At 55.7% G+C, this 16,992-nt stretch carries 15 protein-coding genes and 1 pseudogene; 8 read left to right on the top strand and 8 right to left on the bottom strand.

Features of this window, described 5'->3' with window-relative positions; genetic code table 11:
- Positions 1–119 precede the first annotated feature (119 nt).
- From PspR84_RS13325 to PspR84_RS13315, 3 genes and pseudogenes are all read left to right on the top strand, one after another.
- Positions 120–679, top strand: a pseudogene (locus tag PspR84_RS13325) (hypothetical protein).
- A gap of 463 nt (positions 680–1,142) precedes the next feature.
- Positions 1,143–1,505 (top strand): DUF6124 family protein, encoded by a 363-nt coding sequence (locus PspR84_RS13320; protein ID WP_160057610.1) that lies wholly within the window; start codon positions 1,143–1,145, stop codon positions 1,503–1,505.
- A gap of 67 nt (positions 1,506–1,572) precedes the next feature.
- Positions 1,573–1,890, top strand: coding sequence for a hypothetical protein (locus PspR84_RS13315; RefSeq protein WP_238785264.1), 318 nt, complete (start codon positions 1,573–1,575; stop codon positions 1,888–1,890).
- A gap of 108 nt (positions 1,891–1,998) precedes the next feature.
- Here the strand turns inward: PspR84_RS13315 and PspR84_RS13310 are convergent, their stop codons facing one another.
- The 4 genes from PspR84_RS13310 to PspR84_RS13300 all read right to left on the bottom strand — a co-directional run bounded on the left by PspR84_RS13310 (position 1,999) and on the right by PspR84_RS13300 (position 6,195).
- The gene (locus tag PspR84_RS13310) at positions 1,999–2,355 is read right to left on the bottom strand and encodes a hypothetical protein (protein ID WP_160057609.1); all 357 of its coding nucleotides are present in this window, start codon (positions 2,353–2,355) and stop codon (positions 1,999–2,001) included.
- A 251-nt stretch (positions 2,356–2,606) separates the two neighbouring features.
- Complete coding sequence (locus PspR84_RS29785; protein WP_275113773.1) at positions 2,607–3,914, bottom strand: AAA family ATPase; 1,308 nt, start codon at positions 3,912–3,914, stop codon at positions 2,607–2,609.
- A 2-nt stretch (positions 3,915–3,916) separates the two neighbouring features.
- Entirely contained in the window at positions 3,917–5,074 is a 1,158-nt protein-coding gene (locus PspR84_RS29780; RefSeq protein ID WP_275113772.1) for an AAA family ATPase, read from the bottom strand.
- A 317-nt stretch (positions 5,075–5,391) separates the two neighbouring features.
- Positions 5,392–6,195 carry a 2OG-Fe(II) oxygenase gene (locus PspR84_RS13300; protein ID WP_160057608.1) on the bottom strand — a complete coding sequence of 268 codons (804 nt, stop codon included), beginning with the start codon at positions 6,193–6,195 and terminating at the stop codon, positions 5,392–5,394.
- Between the two features lie 267 nt (positions 6,196–6,462).
- Here PspR84_RS13300 and PspR84_RS13295 point away from each other — a divergent pair, with 267 nt between their 5' ends.
- On the top strand, positions 6,463–7,434 hold the full coding sequence (locus tag PspR84_RS13295; protein WP_160057607.1) for an AraC family transcriptional regulator: 972 nt from the start codon (positions 6,463–6,465) through the stop codon (positions 7,432–7,434).
- Positions 7,435–7,603: 169 nt separating this feature from the next.
- On the opposite strand, the gene PspR84_RS13290 is transcribed toward PspR84_RS13295, so the two are convergent.
- The gene (locus PspR84_RS13290) at positions 7,604–9,523 is read right to left on the bottom strand and encodes a tyrosine-protein phosphatase (protein WP_160057606.1); all 1,920 of its coding nucleotides are present in this window, start codon (positions 9,521–9,523) and stop codon (positions 7,604–7,606) included.
- A 160-nt stretch (positions 9,524–9,683) separates the two neighbouring features.
- Here PspR84_RS13290 and PspR84_RS13285 point away from each other — a divergent pair, with 160 nt between their 5' ends.
- Entirely contained in the window at positions 9,684–10,133 is a 450-nt protein-coding gene (locus PspR84_RS13285) for a GNAT family N-acetyltransferase (RefSeq protein WP_160060082.1), read from the top strand.
- A 117-nt stretch (positions 10,134–10,250) separates the two neighbouring features.
- On the opposite strand, the gene PspR84_RS13280 is transcribed toward PspR84_RS13285, so the two are convergent.
- Positions 10,251–10,487: a hypothetical protein gene (locus PspR84_RS13280; RefSeq protein WP_174244448.1), complete on the bottom strand. Its 237-nt coding sequence runs from the start codon at positions 10,485–10,487 to the stop codon at positions 10,251–10,253.
- Positions 10,488–10,659: 172 nt separating this feature from the next.
- Here PspR84_RS13280 and PspR84_RS13275 point away from each other — a divergent pair, with 172 nt between their 5' ends.
- Positions 10,660–11,100 (top strand): TspO/MBR family protein, encoded by a 441-nt coding sequence (locus PspR84_RS13275; RefSeq protein ID WP_007916213.1) that lies wholly within the window; start codon positions 10,660–10,662, stop codon positions 11,098–11,100.
- Positions 11,100–12,086 carry an alpha/beta hydrolase gene (locus tag PspR84_RS13270; protein ID WP_160057604.1) on the top strand — a complete coding sequence of 329 codons (987 nt, stop codon included), beginning with the start codon at positions 11,100–11,102 and terminating at the stop codon, positions 12,084–12,086. The genes PspR84_RS13275 and PspR84_RS13270 overlap by 1 nt, the downstream gene beginning before the upstream one ends.
- Positions 12,087–12,096: 10 nt before the next feature.
- On the opposite strand, the gene PspR84_RS13265 is transcribed toward PspR84_RS13270, so the two are convergent.
- The gene (locus PspR84_RS13265; protein WP_160057603.1) at positions 12,097–12,291 is read right to left on the bottom strand and encodes a hypothetical protein; all 195 of its coding nucleotides are present in this window, start codon (positions 12,289–12,291) and stop codon (positions 12,097–12,099) included.
- A gap of 235 nt (positions 12,292–12,526) precedes the next feature.
- Between PspR84_RS13265 and PspR84_RS13260 the strand changes: the two genes are divergently transcribed.
- Positions 12,527–14,386, top strand: coding sequence for an ABC transporter ATP-binding protein (locus PspR84_RS13260; protein ID WP_160057602.1), 1,860 nt, complete (start codon positions 12,527–12,529; stop codon positions 14,384–14,386).
- A 130-nt stretch (positions 14,387–14,516) separates the two neighbouring features.
- On the opposite strand, the gene PspR84_RS13255 is transcribed toward PspR84_RS13260, so the two are convergent.
- Positions 14,517–16,907 carry a TonB-dependent siderophore receptor gene (locus PspR84_RS13255; protein WP_160057601.1) on the bottom strand — a complete coding sequence of 797 codons (2,391 nt, stop codon included), beginning with the start codon at positions 16,905–16,907 and terminating at the stop codon, positions 14,517–14,519.
- Between the last annotated feature and the right edge of the window lie 85 nt (positions 16,908–16,992).

Below are 16,992 nucleotides of genomic sequence, written 5' to 3'. Positions count from 1 at the left end.
CAAGGCTCTACAGCCGTTTTCTGCCAACCCGACCGCACTGCCACGTTTGACGGTCCTACCCGCCGCACCTAGTCTGCCCAAACACCCTGACAGCCAAAACCGAGTTCACGAGAGGCAAGATGAACAACTTCCCAATCGTCGCCACCGTTCTCTCGATGATCCTCGGGCTCTCCGTCACCCGCCTCCTGCTCGGCGCATTAACGGTGTTCCGCATCCGCCGCGTCGCCAAGCCCGACTGGGTGGCACTGGTCTGGGCGGTGATGCTGTTTACCATGCAGCTGCAATTCTGGTGGGCGTCAACGCACTGTCGGCGGTGAAACAGAGCTTCTCGTTTCTCGAATTTCTATTGTTGGTGATGCTGACATTGTCGCTGTTCGTCACGGCCGCGTTGCTGCTGCCGAGCCGCAGTGAGGATGAGCAGAACGGATTGCGCGTGTATTTCGAGCAGGATGGGCGCTATGCATTGCTGTCGCTGTCCACGTATCTGTGCCTGGGGCTGATCGTCAATGTCACGTTGTTTGAGGCATCGCCGGTGGCGCTTTGGGGGTTGCTGGATGTGATCATGATTGTGTTGCCAATTGGCGCGTTTATGGCTCGGTCGCGTAAAGCGTATGCGGCGATTACGCTGATTTATGTGCCGATCAATGTGATCGACACGCTGATTTCGCTGGCGAATTAACTCCCCCCTGTAGCGAGAGAGCTTGCCCCCGATGGATCGCGAAACGGCTCCCGCTCCTCCAGTCCACAAAGACATCGCAAAAACAGCTCGAACTGCCCTGTTGAAGCAATTCCCGGACTTTGTTTAAAGACACCCCAAGTTACGTCATCCCAACCTACAACGCCTTGCGCCGTTGCCTACGACTACGCCAGAATCCGCCGGCTTGTGCGCCTTGGATGCGGGTTCTATTGTGGTTCGGTCACTGAATAGCAGTGATCGGGTTTGGTAGCCCGTGTATACAAGGTGCGCAATTCCACTATTGGCGAAAGTCTTCGCCTGGCTTTTATGGTGGTCATGCGCAGGGCGCTTTCGAGCGCGCCGGTTTTCCCTGTGTCCCGGTCTACCAACCTGTGCATGGCCGCCACCCATCGTTTGGTAGCGAGTGGGTGATGGCTCCTTTTAAGCGACACAAGGGAGTTACATCATGTTCAAGATCACACCGAATCCGCCAGAAACCGACCCGATCGCGGGCGACGAATCCCCAGACGCAAAGAAATTCAACGAAGCCGTCGACCGCGCCCTCTCCCACTACCTCGGCCCTGCCCCGGAAATCATGCTCACCCCGTACCAAACCAACACGATGTTTATCGCCAACCCGAACACCAAGACTGAGGAATTGCTGGTGAATGCCAGCGAGTCGCTGGGCTCGGCTTCGGTGATGCTTGGGGATGTGATCGGTCTGGTTCACGGACCGGCGCGCAAGACACTGCAAGGCATTGCACAGGTGGTAATGCTTGGGGAGTTGGCGGTGAATCGGGCGTTGGATAACGTAGTGCCGACGGAGTAAAGAAAATTCCTCCATGACGGCTTGGATGTCGTCATGGAGGTTGATCAGACATACGCACGAAGACAGAATGATTACCACCACTCAAGCCAAGGCCGGTATGAGATATTTGATGTTCGCTTTTCTAATTTCGCTTTTGCTTATTCTGAATACAGGCTTCTATAACGAAGTTTCAGGCAGCGAAATCACTCGAATATATTTCATCAAAAAGCATCCGACCTTTCGAATGCAGTTTTTCAACATTCATGCGAATGACGGAAATTATCGACGTATAGAAAAACTCACGAACGAGCAGCGACAAGACATTATCGATTATTGTAAATACAGATTAGGCATCGACTCAGAGATAACCACCCAAGCCGACATCGAAACGTGCGCAGAGCGATAACACCAAAAAATAGACACAGATGAAATAAGGAAAATTCGGAACAGGACCGCCTCTTAATTATGCTTTGCATCGATATATTGACGATGTGAACCCATCTTGCTCTGCAAACTACAGTCTGCTGGCGATCTCCTTCCAGATGTAGGCGTAGTTGTATTCCAGCCAACGCACCAGCACCTTGTCGAACTGTCGACGAAACCAATTACGCTCTCTCGCAGCCAACCTTTCCTCAATCGACTCTCTGAGAGTTTCGGGGTCAAAGCCTGTCCACACCGGAGGTACAGCGGCCACAAGATTGGTGAAACACACCGGCGCGACCTCTGAATAAAGGATTTCGTAAAGGACGTCAGGGTCGACGCCTCTTACCTTATCCGCGACAAAATCATACTCGACCGGGAAGTCGTTGAATGGCTCTGAAAGTGCCGCTAGGATCTTGATCAGTTGTGGTTCACTCAGAAGATGCCGCAATACAAAAACCCCATCCGTCCTTTATCCAATTAACTCGCAACCGCTTCGCCCCCGCCCCCGCCCCCGCCGGCGAACACATTTCTAATTATCAACCACTTGGGAATATCGCCAGACCATTTTAGATTATGGTGGTCTGGCCCTTTTAGCTCCATGTAGCTCCACGTAGCTCCACGTAGCTCCACGTAGCTCCATGAAAGGTGAGGCCTATTTCTGAAAGTAGCTTCACCTCTTTTCTCGAATCTTCATAGTATTCAGAAGGGTATATCAGGATCAATCTTTGGATTGCTCCCAACCGATACAGGAGCATTCGATATAGAAACCTGTTCGTCGGCAGGGATATCGGATAAGACCGGGACGAGTATGGGTAGGACTTGGGCATCAGCAGTGCTAACGACAAAATCACCATCGCCATTTATGCTAATGCCATCTTGAGCATCTTCCGAAAGTTCATCCGGATCTAGATCTACATAATCATCGCCCATCATCATTTTGTAGTGTGCGTCATGCTGAGCGGCCTTGAAGATCTTAAAGAAAATCCTCATATAGTTGGCTGCCATGTTTTCACCGATAGCCACATATAGCTCATCAGGAGCGTAGTGGGAACCGTCATTGACCCAGCTAATTAAGGACTGACACTGTACTTTTTCGATACCTTCAAATTTTTCGACTAGAACGTAAGTATCGACACCCCCCAAGATTTTGAAATAATTCTCCAAAATCCTTCGCATGGTGTTTTGTAACGTAAGCGCTGGAACAGGAGTTTTCTTCAACTCTGCCCAAAGCAATTGATAGGACGTTCTGATGGGGTTGCTCGGATGAAATTCGACTATAGAGTAATTTCCAGGTTTGCGGACGATCCAGAAGGTTTCATCACTGAGAGAGGCCTCTGACTTCCTCCTTTGATCGTAAGTTATTTCTTTGTGAAAATGGACGTTATGGGTCAACACAAAAATCTGTTTGAGATGACTGCTCTTTTTTCTGACCTCCGAAAACAACTCTTTAATCAGACTACTGACAATAAAAAGCACATCACTATCGAGACTTGAAACTGGGTCATCAATAACTACAATCCGATCACTCGTAATGCCTGACGCCGTGGTACTGCCTCTAAGCAGATGGTAGAAATAAAGGAACGTTACAAAGGTTTTTTCTCCTTCGCTAAGAGTTTGCTTGGCGTCTTTACCATCACTTCGGATTAGCCTGTAGGAGTTACCTAAGCAGGCCGGATCGAGTGAAAAACTACGAAACCCGAAATTTCTTAGGATTTTATTTATTGCAATTACTGTCGGCTTCACACTTGTCAGTTCTGTTTCAATCTTGTCAATCTCGACCTCAGCAGCGCTGATATTATCCTGTGCCTTGTCCCGACTTAAAGCGATGCCAACAATGGACTTTTGCAAACTATCCTTCGCGGACGAGTAGTCGGTTAACGTACTTTTAAGCTCAGTTTCAACGATGTACTTCCACACTTCTCCAGTGAGTTTGCTTTGTTCAGCTGTGAAGCTCGCTACAAGACGATTGTGCTCAGAAACTTTCACATTGGCAGCATCGACAATCAATGTTAAATCATCCCGAATCCCCCCAGTCCCTCTAGTACAACCTCAGAGCTCGGATTGGAAAGTTTTTTATCCACTCTATCCTTGTTGACAAGGATCACAGCTTCAAGCGATTTAATCTCAAGACTGAGCCTTTCTTTATCAAGATGAGTGCAATCAAAAGTCAATAAAGCACGGGCCTGAACCAATATCTCTTCAGCAATCTGAAAATAGCTCGAGCGCAAAGCCGCAACTGCTCTGGAATCAGCTTCAAAGGTTTCATCAAAATAGTCAGTAAGATTTTTTTCGAAATCATGGGGGATATTCTGTTGGCAAAACGGACACTTTTCGTCTGTATGCTCCAGAAACTTCACACCCTGCAGAACCCAGTCGCTATTACCCAACCTCTGAATAATAGCTGAGATACTGACATCGTCTTTACCAATTACCTTCTTTATTAAAACCGGACTATCTTCAAACACAATTAACCGTCCCAAGTCCAAATTTGGAACAGAAGAAATTATCGAAGGTTCTTCACCATATAGCACCAAGGCTCGTGCTTGCAGGTCGGCCAAGTCGACCAATGGCGAAGTATTACTCGCATACTCTTTCAGAACCCTAGCTTTGAACGCCTCTTTATTGTTTCTCAAACCGGAGAAAGCACCCTTGAAAAGCTCGTCATGTTTTGTTTTTTGCTCCCAGCACCGAACGACCAGTTTTGCCTCTAAAGAGACAAGTTCGGCATTCTTTCCTGTTTTACCATCCTCACCGTCAAGAAGAATGGTTGACTTCGTCTTAATCTGTTCGTGGCGCTTTTTTTCATCCTTGAGTAACGCCAAGCGATCAAGCTGGTTTTGCTCTGCCTTCCCAAGCGTGAAAACACCTTGAAGTTCTTTCGAGTCAGTAAAGTTAGAGGTAATAAAATCATTGTTGTAGATCATTGCTGGGATCTGGATGCTCCTCAGCCACTTGATTTGAGAATGTACCGAAATGGCGGGATTCCCGATTAACCGGCTGATCGTGGTCTTGCCCGCGCCGTTTGCTCCGTAGAAGAAATTTATTGGTTTTAGGTCAACGATTTCTTCGGATTTATCGGGGCTGTAGGTGGCGATATTAGAAAGGCTAATCGACTCGATCATTCTTCGTACCCATGCAGGAAGCAGAGCCAGGCTGGCGGCGCTCACTTAAATATCGAGGGTCGTGACCGCACGGATAGCAGTCTGCCCACACCTCAATCGCGTACTGGCGATTAGCTATCCAGCCTAGGCGTCCCGGCTGGCTTTGCAAGTAAACGCCTGCGAATTTTCTTTTCTGCTAACCGCCCCGACAGCAGGAGGCACACCCACCATCTCTGCCCTTGTGAGTTCTCTTCTAGCTCAACTTTTTTACCGATGGCCCTCGCCCGAAGCATTTCAGATCCCAAGCTGCCTGCAATCATCCTCATAGTTTCAAAAAAGCGATTTAATAAAAGAAAGCCTAATTATTTCCGCCCTATGTCACCTTAATCCCTCTTCTTAAACACCTTATTCAAGTAATACCTCAAACTCCACCGATCCTTCGGCCGCGGCTTATAGTGCGTTTTATTCCTCTGCCCCGGCTCCCCGCCCACCCCACTCGCCGTGTAGTAATAAAGCGCAATCGACCGCCGAGTGATGTGCTCCGGCGTAGTCAACGGCTCCGGATGCCCGTGATTGCTGTCCTTATCCGTATTGAAAATCACACACCGGTTATAAACCGGCAGCACCTTCTTCAGGCACTTCCTCATCCCCACATCCCAAAGCTCCAGGTTGCCGCCGTACGCCTCCTGCCAGTCCTCGGTCAGGTAAATGATCACGTTCAGCCGCCGTTCAACGTTGAGCTTTTTGTTCAGCCGAAAATCCGAGTGCACGCCGAGGAAGCCGCCGGTTTTGGTTTCGTGCAGGCCGCCGCCGGCGAAATAAGGGTCGGGGATCAGGCCTTGGATGCCGGTGAGTTTTTCGAGGAATTCCAGCATGGGCGCGGAGTTGAAGGTGTTGAACACGTTTTTCAGGTACGGGCTGCAGGCGTTGGGGCTGATCTGGCGTTTGAGTTGGCCTTTGTAGCCGCGTTCGTAGGTCTGTTCGTTGTTGGTCGGTTCGACCGGGAAGTGTTCGCGGATGCTGGCGATGACGTCTGCTTGCAGGAAGTTGTCGATGACGATGTGCGGGAATGGCGTGGCCTGGGTGTATTCGCGGGTCAGCGATTCGCCGAAAGCGCTGGCGGCGTTTTGGTCGAAGTCGAGTTCTGGGGTCAGGGTGATGGGGAGTGTTTGTGTGTTGGCTTGCATTGCCGCTCCAATTAACTTGAATGCTTTCAGGTCGTGTCAAACAGGGCCAAACGCTGAGTGCATCGCCGCTATTTGTTTGCTGAGTACAGTTGCGAGCAGGTTGCCATGTTGGCCATGGCCTGCCGAGTGTCCTTCGCTTAAACATGGCGCGGCGCTGTAACGGCATGTTTCTGACTGTCACAAACCCGTCATATTGCCTCTGCTAATCTCCTCGGCGCCCTGCCCTACACCCCAGTCCTAGAGCCCCCAAACGAAGGTGCCGCCAAGGTGTTTCCGACTCCCGTTCGCCAGCAAATCATCCTGCGCTCCGACAATCTCCGTTCGGACGACTTCGGTGCACTGTTTTCCAGATTGTTTGGCAATCGTTATGCCGACAATCCGCCGCTGCCGTCGAACATCATCATTGGCGGGGTCTACGGTCGGCACGATGGCGTGAGTTTTCGGCGGATGCATTATCACGGTGATTTCACCGTCGCTTTCCCCGATCCACAGGATGAGATCACGTTCGTCATTCCCACTGCTGGCAAGATTGTTTTCAACCATGCCACCGAGTCTATCGGTATGTCGCACGTGGGGCTGGCGATCGATAAGGCGGATATCCGTTCGATGCACTTTCTGGATGATCACGCGCATCACGGGATGTCGATCAATCGTCTTCAGCTCACCGAGCGGTTATCGGCGCTGTTGGATAAACCGATTCTGCAGAAGATCGTTTTTGAGCCGAGCGTGGATCTGAATTCGGCAGCGTTTCAGGGGATCAAGGCGTTGATCGATCTGGCCACGGGGACGGAGTTTGATTTGTTGATCAACAGCGGGACGTTGATGCCGTCGCGGTTGCGCGAGATGTTGATTGATGCGGTGCTGGAGGCGTGGCCGCATAACTTTTCCGAGGCGTTGCGGCGGCCGACGGCGATGGTTGCGCCACGGCATGTGAAGTTGGCGGTGGAGTTTATTCAGGCGCATCCGGAGCAGTTGGTCAGTGGTGTGGATCTGGCGCGGTTGAGCCATGTCAGTCAGCGCGCGTTGCAGGAGGGGTTTCGGCGGTTTGTCGGGATGTCGATTGTGGCGTATCAGCGGCAGGTGCGGCTGGAGCGGGCTTATGAGGTGTTGAAGCAGCGGGGTTTGGGGTCGGTGACGGAGGTGGCGTTGCGGTTGGGATTCAGCAATGTGGGGCGCTTTTGTCGGTATTTTCAGGGGGCTTATGGGGTGAGTCCGGCGGATTTGCGGGGGCGCGGTTGATCGGTTCGTAAGTTGGAAAGCTAACTGTGGGGGCGAGCTTGCTCGCGAATGCGGTGGGTCAGTCGATGTTGCTGTTGGCTGATCTGGCGCTTTCGCGAGCAGGCTCGCTCCCACATTGGGTTTTGGGGTGTTTGTTGGATTGGGGGTCATCCTTGATCCCGCGTGTGTTTTAGAAGGCGTAGCTGGCCTTGAGGCCGCCGTTGAAGCCGTGGCTGTCGCCGCCGCCATTGGCGCCGATTTCTGCGCCCAGGCTCAGGGCGCCGAGGCTGGCCATGAGGTTGACGCCGCCGCTAAATTGGTCGCGGTTGTCGAAGGCGGCGCGTTGTTCGATGTCGAGGCCGAGCAGGTGGCTTTGGCTGTCGACCTGGTTGTCGCCCAGTGTGCGTTCGTAACCGACTTGTACGCCCGGCACCAGTTGCCATGCGCCCATCGCCACCGGGGCGAAGGCAACGTTGAGGTTGGCGACGGCGCTGCGGCGGGTGGCGCTGTTGTCGTCGACGTCGAGTGCCAGTTCGCTGCCCTTCTCTTTGAAGCCGCTGAGGTCGAGGTGGCTGACGCGCAAACCAAGGCTTGGTTCGAAAGTCATGCCGTTGACCGGGGCGCGGTAGCCGAGGGCGACAGTGGCGCCGGTGAGGTTGCCGTGGCTGTTGCCTTTCGCGGTGCCGAGGCCGCCGCCGAGGTCGCGTTTGCTGTCGTAGTCGATGTAGCCGGCGCTGGCGTTGGCGTCGACGAACAGGCCTTGTTCGAGGCTGGTGAAGCCGTAGCGGGCGCCGACGTTGAGGAAGGTGAAGTCGGTGTCGGCTTCACCACCCGCGCCGCCAACAGTGCCTTTGCTGTAGCCGAAGCCACCGCGTGCGCTGAGTTGTTCGCTGAAGCGCTGGGTGATGCCGACCATCAGGCCTTGGCTGTGCTCATTGCTGCTCTCGGCGTGGGCCGAGCCGTCGGTGCCGAGGTAGCTGGCGAGCGCGGTGGTCCAGAGGCGATATTGGCCGACCTTGAGGTCAGTGCCGCTGGCGAATGGCGCGGCGGCTTGTTCGATCATTGCGTTTTGGCGCAGTAGGTAGCTGGCGGCGTCGGCGTGGACTTGGCCGCCGACCTGCGTTTCAACACCGCCGAGGGTGCCGGCATCGATGGCCGATTGCAGGTAGTAGTTGTAGGCGCTGTAGGTGCCGGACAGGTTGGTGTTCTGCAATTCGCGGAGCAATTCGGCGCCGGTGGCGGCGTTGCCGATCAGCCCGGCCTGACCCGGCAGGCTGTTGTATTCGACCAGTTTGCCGCGCAGGACGTAGATGGTTTCCTGCGACAGGCCGAGACCTTGTTTGAGGTAGTTGTCCATGCTGCCGTATTGCGCAGCGACCTCGTCGAAGCCGGCTTGCAGGTAGCTGGCCTGGACACCGAGCAGTGGCTCGTAGACGGTGGCCATGCTTGGCGGCATGGCTTTCAACGTGGCGGCGACGCGGGCGGCGGTGTAGTCGTTGGTCGCCAGATAATTGGCCATGATGGTCGCATTGCCGACACCGGCGATGCTCTGCAACACAGCGGCGGTCCAGCCGGTGCGGTCCTTGCCGGCGGTGCAATGGAACAGTTGTGCGCCGTCGGTGCTGGCCAGTTCGTTGAACAGTTTGTTGAACTGGCCGCGCATGCCAGCATCGCTGACGAACGCGCGATTGGTCTGCTCCATCATGGCGATGGCGTCGGCGGCGCTTTTGAAGGAGATGTTGCTGATGTTCGAGCCAGAGGTGGTGCTGCCGATGATGTCGATGTTCTGCCAGGTCGCGCCGCTGATCATTGTGTCAGGGGTGGCGGCAATTTCGCTGGGGGTGCGCAGGTCGTAGACGGCTTTGATGCCAAGGCTGTTGAGGGTCGACAGGTCAGACGCCGTCGGGGTTATCGCGTTGGCGCGGTAGAACACGCCAGCGCGCATGGTACCGTCGTGGGCGGTGGAATACGCGATGGTGGTGCCGGCGACATCGCGGAAATTGTCCATGCCCTGCAGGCGCGGCGTGTCGAGCGTTACAGACTCGGCAGCATGGGCGGCGGCGATGGACAGGCTCAGTACGGACAGCGAACACAGCAGACGTTGAAACACAGTGCAGCCTCATTGTTTAAGCGTTGGGCTGGTCACTATGGGTAGGCAAGTGATACTGAATATGACAGTTTCGCTTTGAACGGAAATGGCTGCGCGAATGGGCCGTGGGGTGCGTGATCTGTCCATCCGCCAGAAGGTAATGTCTCAGGGATTAACGAAAATGGACTTTCAGATTAGAACGGCAACCCGCGACGATGCGGCGGTGATCAGTGAACTCATCGTGAGGACTTTGCATGAGTCCAATGGACGCAACTATTCAGCGCAAATCATCGACCAAGTGCAGCGCAACTTTTCACCGCAGGCGATTCTGGCATTGATGGTCAGCCGTCAGGTTTATGTGGCGACCTTCAATCAGCGCGTCGTGGCAACCGCCAGTCTTGATCAGGACGTTGTGCGCAGCGTGTTTGTCGAGCCTGCGTGGCAGGGCAAAGGGCTGGGCAAGCGGCTGATGGAAAAGCTTGAGTCGGTCGCTGTCAGCCAGGGTTTCACCAAGCTGCATGTGCCCTCTTCGATCACGGCTGAAGGTTTTTACCGATCGCTTGGGTTCGACAGGATTCGGGATGAATATCACGGAGCCGAACGCACGATCATCATGCAAAAGAGGTTGTGACCAAGCGGCAGAACCACTGTAGGAGTGAGCCTGCTCGCGATAGCGGTGTGTCAGCCAACCGATGTGCAGGATGACACTGCGCTTTCGCGAGCAGGCTCGCTCCCACAAGGATCGGTGTCAGTTGGTTTGATTGACCACATTGATGTCCGTTATCCCTACTCGCTCGGCATGTTCGAGGATCTGCTCGGGTGTCGAATCTGCGGTGGGCATGAGCAGGCCGTTTTCCGCGTCGCCCAGATGTAACTCCAGCAGATGCATCGCGGCTTCGTGGACGGCCAACTGCTGTTCTTTGAGTTCAAGCAGAAAAGTCCGAGGCTCTCCGTTGAATCGATATTTGATGTGATAGGTGTACATGATGTCATCCGCGTCAGTAGAAAAAGGCAACTGATTATCCTGACGCAGTGGTCAGTTTTTAGTTCAAATTGAATCACTCCTCAGACCAATCCGGAATTCATGGCAAACTTTTCGCTCGCCGGGGCGTCCCTTTCTTAAACCCCAACCGGCTGATTTCAGCCAAGGACTGGCGATGACCTTCTTCATTTTTCTTCTGGCCTGCGCAGCAGCGGCAACCACTGGTGTCATGTTCAAGCCGGGGCCGTGGTACGAAGGGCTGAACAAACCCGGGTTCACCCCGCCTAACTGGGCGTTCCCGGTGGCCTGGACGATTATCTATCTACTGCTGGCGTGGGCCGGTTATCGCTTGAGCCTGATCCCCGGCAGCCAGACTGTGCTGGCGTTATGGGCAGCGCAGATTGCGTTGAACACACTGTGGACGCCGGTGTTCTTCGGCGCGCATCAGGTGCTGGCGGCGATGGTGATTCTCACCGTGTTGTGGCTGGTGGTCGCGGCGATGGTGGTGCTGGCGATACAACTGGATTTGATCACTGGCTTGATCCTGTTTCCCTATCTGGCGTGGCTGTGCGTTGCCGCTGCGTTGAATTTTTCCATTCTGATCAAGAACCGCTGATGACCGATGCCAATTGGGGTAGTGAAGCGCCGTGGCCGCAGGGCGAGCGTGAATTGGCGCAGGTGCGCGCCTTCAACCGCAAACTCGCCTGGCTGCCGCGTTTCAAGATCCGCAACCGCCTGACGCCACGCTTGATTCAAGCGCTGTTGCGTGTCAGCCAGATCGGCGGCTCCGGCGTGTTGCGCAAATTTGGCCTGACTGCTGAGCGCCAACTGATCGGTAAAGTGCCCGTGCGGATCATCCGCCCCAAGGGCCCGGCGAAAGGCGTGGTGCTGGATTTTCACGGCGGCGGCTGGGTGATCGGCAATGCGCAGATGGACGATAACTTCAACGCGGCCATCGTCAATACCTGCGAAGTGACGGTGGTTTCGGTCGACTATCGATTAGCGGTTTCAACGCCAATTGAAGGTCTGCTGCAAGACTGCCTCAACGCTACGCGCGGAGTATTGAGTGATGCCGAATTTGCCGGTCTGCCTGTTGTAGTGGTCGGTGAATCGGCGGGCGGTCATCTGGCGGCTGCGACCTTGCTGGCGCTGAAACAATGGCCCGATTTACTGCAACGCATCCGCGGCGCACTGCTGTATTACGGTGTCTACGACCTCACCGGAACGCCAAGCGTACGCAACGCGCCGGCGGACACCCTGGTGCTGGACGGCCCCGGCATGGTCGAGGCGCTACGTCTGCTCACACCCGAGTTGACTGACGAGCAGCGCCGTCAGCCACCACTCTCTCCGCTGTACGGCGACTTCAGCGGCTTCCCACGGGCGCTGCTGTTTGCCGGCGAACTCGATCCACTGCGCGACGACACCCTCGACATCGCCAGGCGCTGGGCGCAATCGGCGCCGGTCGAGATGTACCTGCTGCCCTCCTCGCCCCACGGTTTTATCCACTTTCCCACGGCCATCGCTCAAGGCGTACTGGCCTACAGTCGGAAGTGGATTTCGGCGCGTGTCGAGGCCGTTAAGGTGCCTGACGAACTGGCGTAAACGTTGAGGCTTAGGCGAGGTAAAAGAAGTACAGCGCCAAACCCAGCAACTGCATGATCAGCATGATTGAAAGAACATGATTGCAAGCCTTCCACGCCTTGCTCACCGGTTTGCTCTTTGCCACCCGGTAGCGAAGATAACTGTCGAGTGACAGCGACGCCGTGGGGATCAGCACGAACAGCAACGTCAAAAAGAAATTAAACATTTCCTTTGCCCATCGACTCCCAACATGAAACCGGATTTGTTCGCTGCATCGTGCGCTGCTCAAGTCGTTTGAGCAGACAGCTTAGCTGATCGGCATGCCCCCGAAATCCGTGGTGTGCTGCACCGCAGTGATCCCTGGCAATGACACTTGGTGGGGACAAGTCAGTGACATGCAAACCCTCAAGTCCGTCATTCAATGGCAGAATCCCCTAACCCTGATGATTTCGGAGACCACAATGCTGCGCGTGTTTGAACAACGGCTCGACCCATTCCCTCCCGACGAAGCACCACCTCCGCCCGTCGGCCTGATGCGGTTCCTGTGGGCCTGCACGCGCGGCGCACGCGGTTATATCCTCGCGCTGGCGCTGCTCAGTGCCGGTGTTTCAATCTACGAAGCCTGGCTGTTTTCCTTTCTCGGCCAGGTCGTCGATCTGCTCTCGACGTGGCAGGCCGGCGGCGGTGTCAACGCGCAGGAAAGTCGCGTGCTGTGGGGCATCGGCATTGTGTTGTTTATCAGCATCGGGCTGGTGGCGCTGCGCACCATGGTTCAGCACCAGATCCTGGCGATCAATTTACCGTTGCGGCTGCGCTGGGACTTCCATCGACTGATGCTGCGGCAAAGCCTTTCGTTCTTCTCCGATGAGTTCTCCGGGCGGGTCACGACCAAGGTCATGCAGACCGCGCTGGCCGTGCGCGAAGTCTTGTTCACGCTGATCGAAATCGCACCGGGCATTGGCGTTTACTTCATTGCGATCATCGCCCTGGCTGGCGGCTTCGCCCTGAAACTCATGCTGCCGTTCATTGCCTGGCTCGCATTATTCGGGCTGGCCATGGTTTATTTTGTGCCGCGCTTGGGGAAGGTCGGCCAGGAACAGGCCGATGCTCGATCATCGATGACCGGGCGCATTGCCGACGCCTACACCAACATCACCACGGTGAAACTGTTCTCGCACTCCAAGCGTGAAGCGCACTTCGCACGCGCCGCCATGGAGGATTTCAAGCTCACTGGTTTTCGCCAGATGCGTCTGGTCAGCCAGTTCGAAATCGTCAACCAGGCACTGGTGGTCGGGCTGATTATCGGTGCCGGCGGCTATGCCCTGTGGCTGTGGCATCTTGGCCAGGTCGGCACCGGCGCGGTGGCGGCGATTACCGCCATGGCGTTGCGCATCAACGGCATGTCGCACTGGATCATGTGGCAGATGACGTCGCTGTTCGAAAACATCGGCACCGTGCAGGACGGCATGGCCACCCTCACCCGTGGTCCCAAAGTGCAGGACGCGCCGAACGCCACTGTGTTGGTGCCGGCTGGCGGCGCGGTGTCTTTTGACAAGGTGAATTTCAACTACAACGGCGAACGCCAGGTCCTCGACAACTTGAGCCTGCACATTCGCCCCGGCGAAAAGATCGGTCTGGTCGGCCGTTCCGGCGCGGGCAAATCGACTTTGATCAATCTGCTACTGCGCTTTTACGATGTCGACAGCGGTGAGATCCGTATCGACGGGCAAAACATCGCGCACGTGACGCAAGACAGTCTGCGCAGCGCGATCGGCATGGTCACCCAGGACACGTCGCTGCTGCACCGCTCGATACGCGACAACATCGCCTACGGCCGCCCGGACGCCACCGACGAAGACATCCGCCGCGCCGCCGCCAATGCACAAGCCGACGGTTTCATCAGCCAACTCAGCGACAAGCAAGGCCACAGCGGCTACGACACCCTGGTCGGTGAGCGCGGCATCAAGCTCTCCGGCGGCCAGCGCCAACGCATCGCCATTGCCCGGGTGATGTTGAAGAACGCGCCAATCCTGCTGCTCGACGAAGCCACCAGTGCGCTGGACTCGGAAGTCGAAGTGGCCATTCAGGAAAGTCTCGATGAAATGATGCAGGGCAAAACCGTGATCGCCATCGCCCATCGGCTGTCGACGATTGCGGCGATGGATCGACTGATTGTCATGGACGAGGGACGGATTATCGAACAGGGGACGCACACTGAATTGCTCAACAGAAACGGCATTTATGCACGGCTCTGGCAGCATCAGAGTGGTGGGTTTCTGGGTGAGGATCAGGGCGTGGCGGCGGCGATGGATCAGGCTTGAGGGTGTGGGGCTGGTTGGGAATGAAAATCGAATACCCTTGCTTTTCATCTCACAGATGTTGGCCAGGTTGACGGTGCCCGCAGTAAAGCGGGCACCGCTTCCTATCTGGGAAAAAGGTCTACACGTCTGCTTACCACTTGTAACTCACTTTGGCGGTAATCTCGCGACCCGGGTTGTAGAAGTTGGCGGTGCCGGAACCGACCACGTGCTGCTCATCCAGCAGGTTGCTGAGGTTCACCGCAAGGTCGGTGCCCTTGGCGATCTTGTAGTTGAACGCGGCGTCGAACAGCGTGGTGCCATCGCTTTTGCCGGAGTTGGCGGCATCGAAGTAGTAAGAGCCGACGTAGCGCGCACCCAAGCCAACGCTGACATCAGTGGCAGGCACGTCGTAATAACTCCAAAGCGAAGCTGAGTGCTTGGGTGCGGTGGCGAATTCATTACCCTTCAGGGAGCTGCCGTCGTACAACGAACCGCGCTGTACCTCGGACTCCATATAGGAGTAACCACCGATCAGGCTGAGGTTCTGCGTCACCTGCGCCTTGGCCTCCAGGTCGAGGCCACGCGCCCGCGACTCGCCCACTGTCTGTTGCTCAATAATGCCGCTCGGCAGCACCACGGCGATGGTGACGTTTTCCTGGGTCAGGTCATAAACGGCTGCGGAGAACAGTGCGTCCATCCCCATCGGCGCATACTTCACGCCTATCTCGTACTGCCTGCCCGTCTGCGGTGTGACGCCAACCTGCGGCGGCGAGACGGATTCGACCATGCTCACATAGGTGGACACTTCATCGTTGACGATATAGGTCAACGCACCTCGGTAGGAGGTTTCGGAGAAGGTGTCTTTCTCCGTGGACTCCAGACCTTTGCTGGTCAGGTCCATCGAGTCGTTGCGCACACCGCCGGTGACGATGAAACGCTCGTAGAACGACAGGTTTTGCTGCAGGAATACGGCCTTGGTGGTCGCGTCTCGCTTGTTCACGGCATACGGCGCGATTGAGCGTGAAACGCCAGTAAACACGGGGTTGGCAATGTCAATCGAGGTCGTCGGAGCGTAGACCGAGCTTTCCTTGGTGGTCGAATCGAGGTACTCCACGCCCACCAGGCTGCTGCTGTCGATGTTCTCGAAGCGGGCATCGTATTGCAGCATCAGATTGCCGTTGAACTGGTCGGCTTCGGTGTCCGTTCCAAACTGATAGCGGTCAACGGTGGTACCGACCCGTGCAGCGCTGTCGCTCAGATATACGTAGCCAAAATCATCGGTCAACTTGCTGTAGCGCAGATTGCTGCGCAGTACGAAGCCGTTGTCGAAGTCATGGGTGACGTTGCCGCTGAGGCTGGTGCGCTCGACATCGTGAAAGTTGTAGCTGGGCTCGCCATAAAACTTGCTGCGGTCGTATTCCTTGTCCAGCGGATAGCCACCACTGTTTGGCGAACTTTCGGTTTTCAGGTAGTCCAGAATCATCGTCGCCGACGTGTAATCCGTCGGTGCCCAGGTGAGCCCCCCCATGAACAACTGGTTGTCGTCCTGAGAGTGGTCGTATTCGCGGTCGCTGTTTTGGCCTTTGGCAGTAAAGCGGCCAGCCAGGGTTTTCTCGTCGTTCAGCGCATCCCCGACATCGATGCCCGTCTCGACATGGTCAAACGAACCGTAGGTCACATAGCCTTGGCCAAACTGCTCGAAGCGCGGCTGTTTGGTCACGAAATTCACCGAGCCGCCCGGGTCCGCGGGGCCAAACAGCGTGGAGTTGGCGCCACGCAGAATTTCGATACGCTCGTAAGCGAATGGATCTTCGCGTACGCCGCGCATCGAACTCAGGGTCAAGCCGTCACGGTAAGTGGTGGCCTGGAAGCCGCGGATCTGGAAATAGTCGTTGCGGTCATCCGTCCCATAGAAGTCCGTGATCACGCCCGGCGTGTATTGCAGCGCCTCTTCCGTGGTACTGACGCTACGTTGTTCCATTTCCTTGTTGGTAACAACCGATACCGATGCCGGGGTATTGAGAATGCTGGTTGCCACCTTGCCGCCAACCCAGAGCTCCTTGGCGACCACCGAGTTGGCGTCGTCGTCGGCACTGACCCTGACCTTGGCATTGATGATGAGGGGTGCAAGGCGGTAGTCCTCGACGTCCGTTGCGTCGAGTTCCAGCGGGCCGGCGGTCTTGGCTTGAGGGACCAACAGGTAGGCGTTCGGGCCTTGCTGTTCGATCTGCAATTCGCTCCCCTGCAGCAACGATGACAGCGCTGCCGAGGTATCGAGCGAGCCATTCACGCCAGCGGTGGTGCGGTTCGCAACAGTCGACGCGTCGAAGGAAAGACTGACGCCAGCCTCACGCGCAAAGCGATCAAGCGCTGGCGCCAGTGGGCCGGCAGCGATGTTCCACTGCTTGACTTGATTGCTGTGGTCAGCGCCCGACGTTTGCGCCAGCGATGGCAATGCGTAGCTGCTGACGATCAAACCCAACATCGCACCTTGCAAGGCACGATTTAATGGATGGCGCTGTGAAACCGGGGACGAACTCATTTTCTCGCTCCAAGAAAGGACATCGGCGGACTGGCCTGTATTCCGGCCTTCCTTAGAAGTCGAACGAGAATGCGAAACCACCTCA

The organism is Pseudomonas sp. R84, assembly GCF_009834515.1.
Classification (GTDB): Bacteria; Pseudomonadota; Gammaproteobacteria; order Pseudomonadales; family Pseudomonadaceae; genus Aquipseudomonas.
The sequence above is the reverse complement of the archived record's forward strand: the minus strand, read 5'-3'. Positions and strand labels throughout refer to the sequence as shown.

Excerpts from the sequence above, each read along its gene's own strand:
- PspR84_RS13260 (WP_160057602.1), top strand. The coding sequence starts at position 12,527 with ATGCTGCGCGTGTTTGAACAACGGCTCGACCCATTCCCTCCCGACGAA.
- PspR84_RS13255 (WP_160057601.1), bottom strand. The coding sequence starts at position 16,907 with ATGAGTTCGTCCCCGGTTTCACAGCGCCATCCATTAAATCGTGCCTTG.
- PspR84_RS13275 (WP_007916213.1), top strand. The coding sequence starts at position 10,660 with ATGACCTTCTTCATTTTTCTTCTGGCCTGCGCAGCAGCGGCAACCACT.
- PspR84_RS13315 (WP_238785264.1), top strand. The coding sequence starts at position 1,573 with ATGATTACCACCACTCAAGCCAAGGCCGGTATGAGATATTTGATGTTC.
- PspR84_RS13320 (WP_160057610.1), top strand. The coding sequence starts at position 1,143 with ATGTTCAAGATCACACCGAATCCGCCAGAAACCGACCCGATCGCGGGC.
- PspR84_RS13300 (WP_160057608.1), bottom strand. The coding sequence starts at position 6,195 with ATGCAAGCCAACACACAAACACTCCCCATCACCCTGACCCCAGAACTC.
- PspR84_RS13280 (WP_174244448.1), bottom strand. The coding sequence starts at position 10,487 with ATGTACACCTATCACATCAAATATCGATTCAACGGAGAGCCTCGGACT.
- PspR84_RS13270 (WP_160057604.1), top strand. The coding sequence starts at position 11,100 with ATGACCGATGCCAATTGGGGTAGTGAAGCGCCGTGGCCGCAGGGCGAG.
- PspR84_RS13285 (WP_160060082.1), top strand. The coding sequence starts at position 9,684 with ATGGACTTTCAGATTAGAACGGCAACCCGCGACGATGCGGCGGTGATC.
- PspR84_RS13265 (WP_160057603.1), bottom strand. The coding sequence starts at position 12,291 with ATGTTTAATTTCTTTTTGACGTTGCTGTTCGTGCTGATCCCCACGGCG.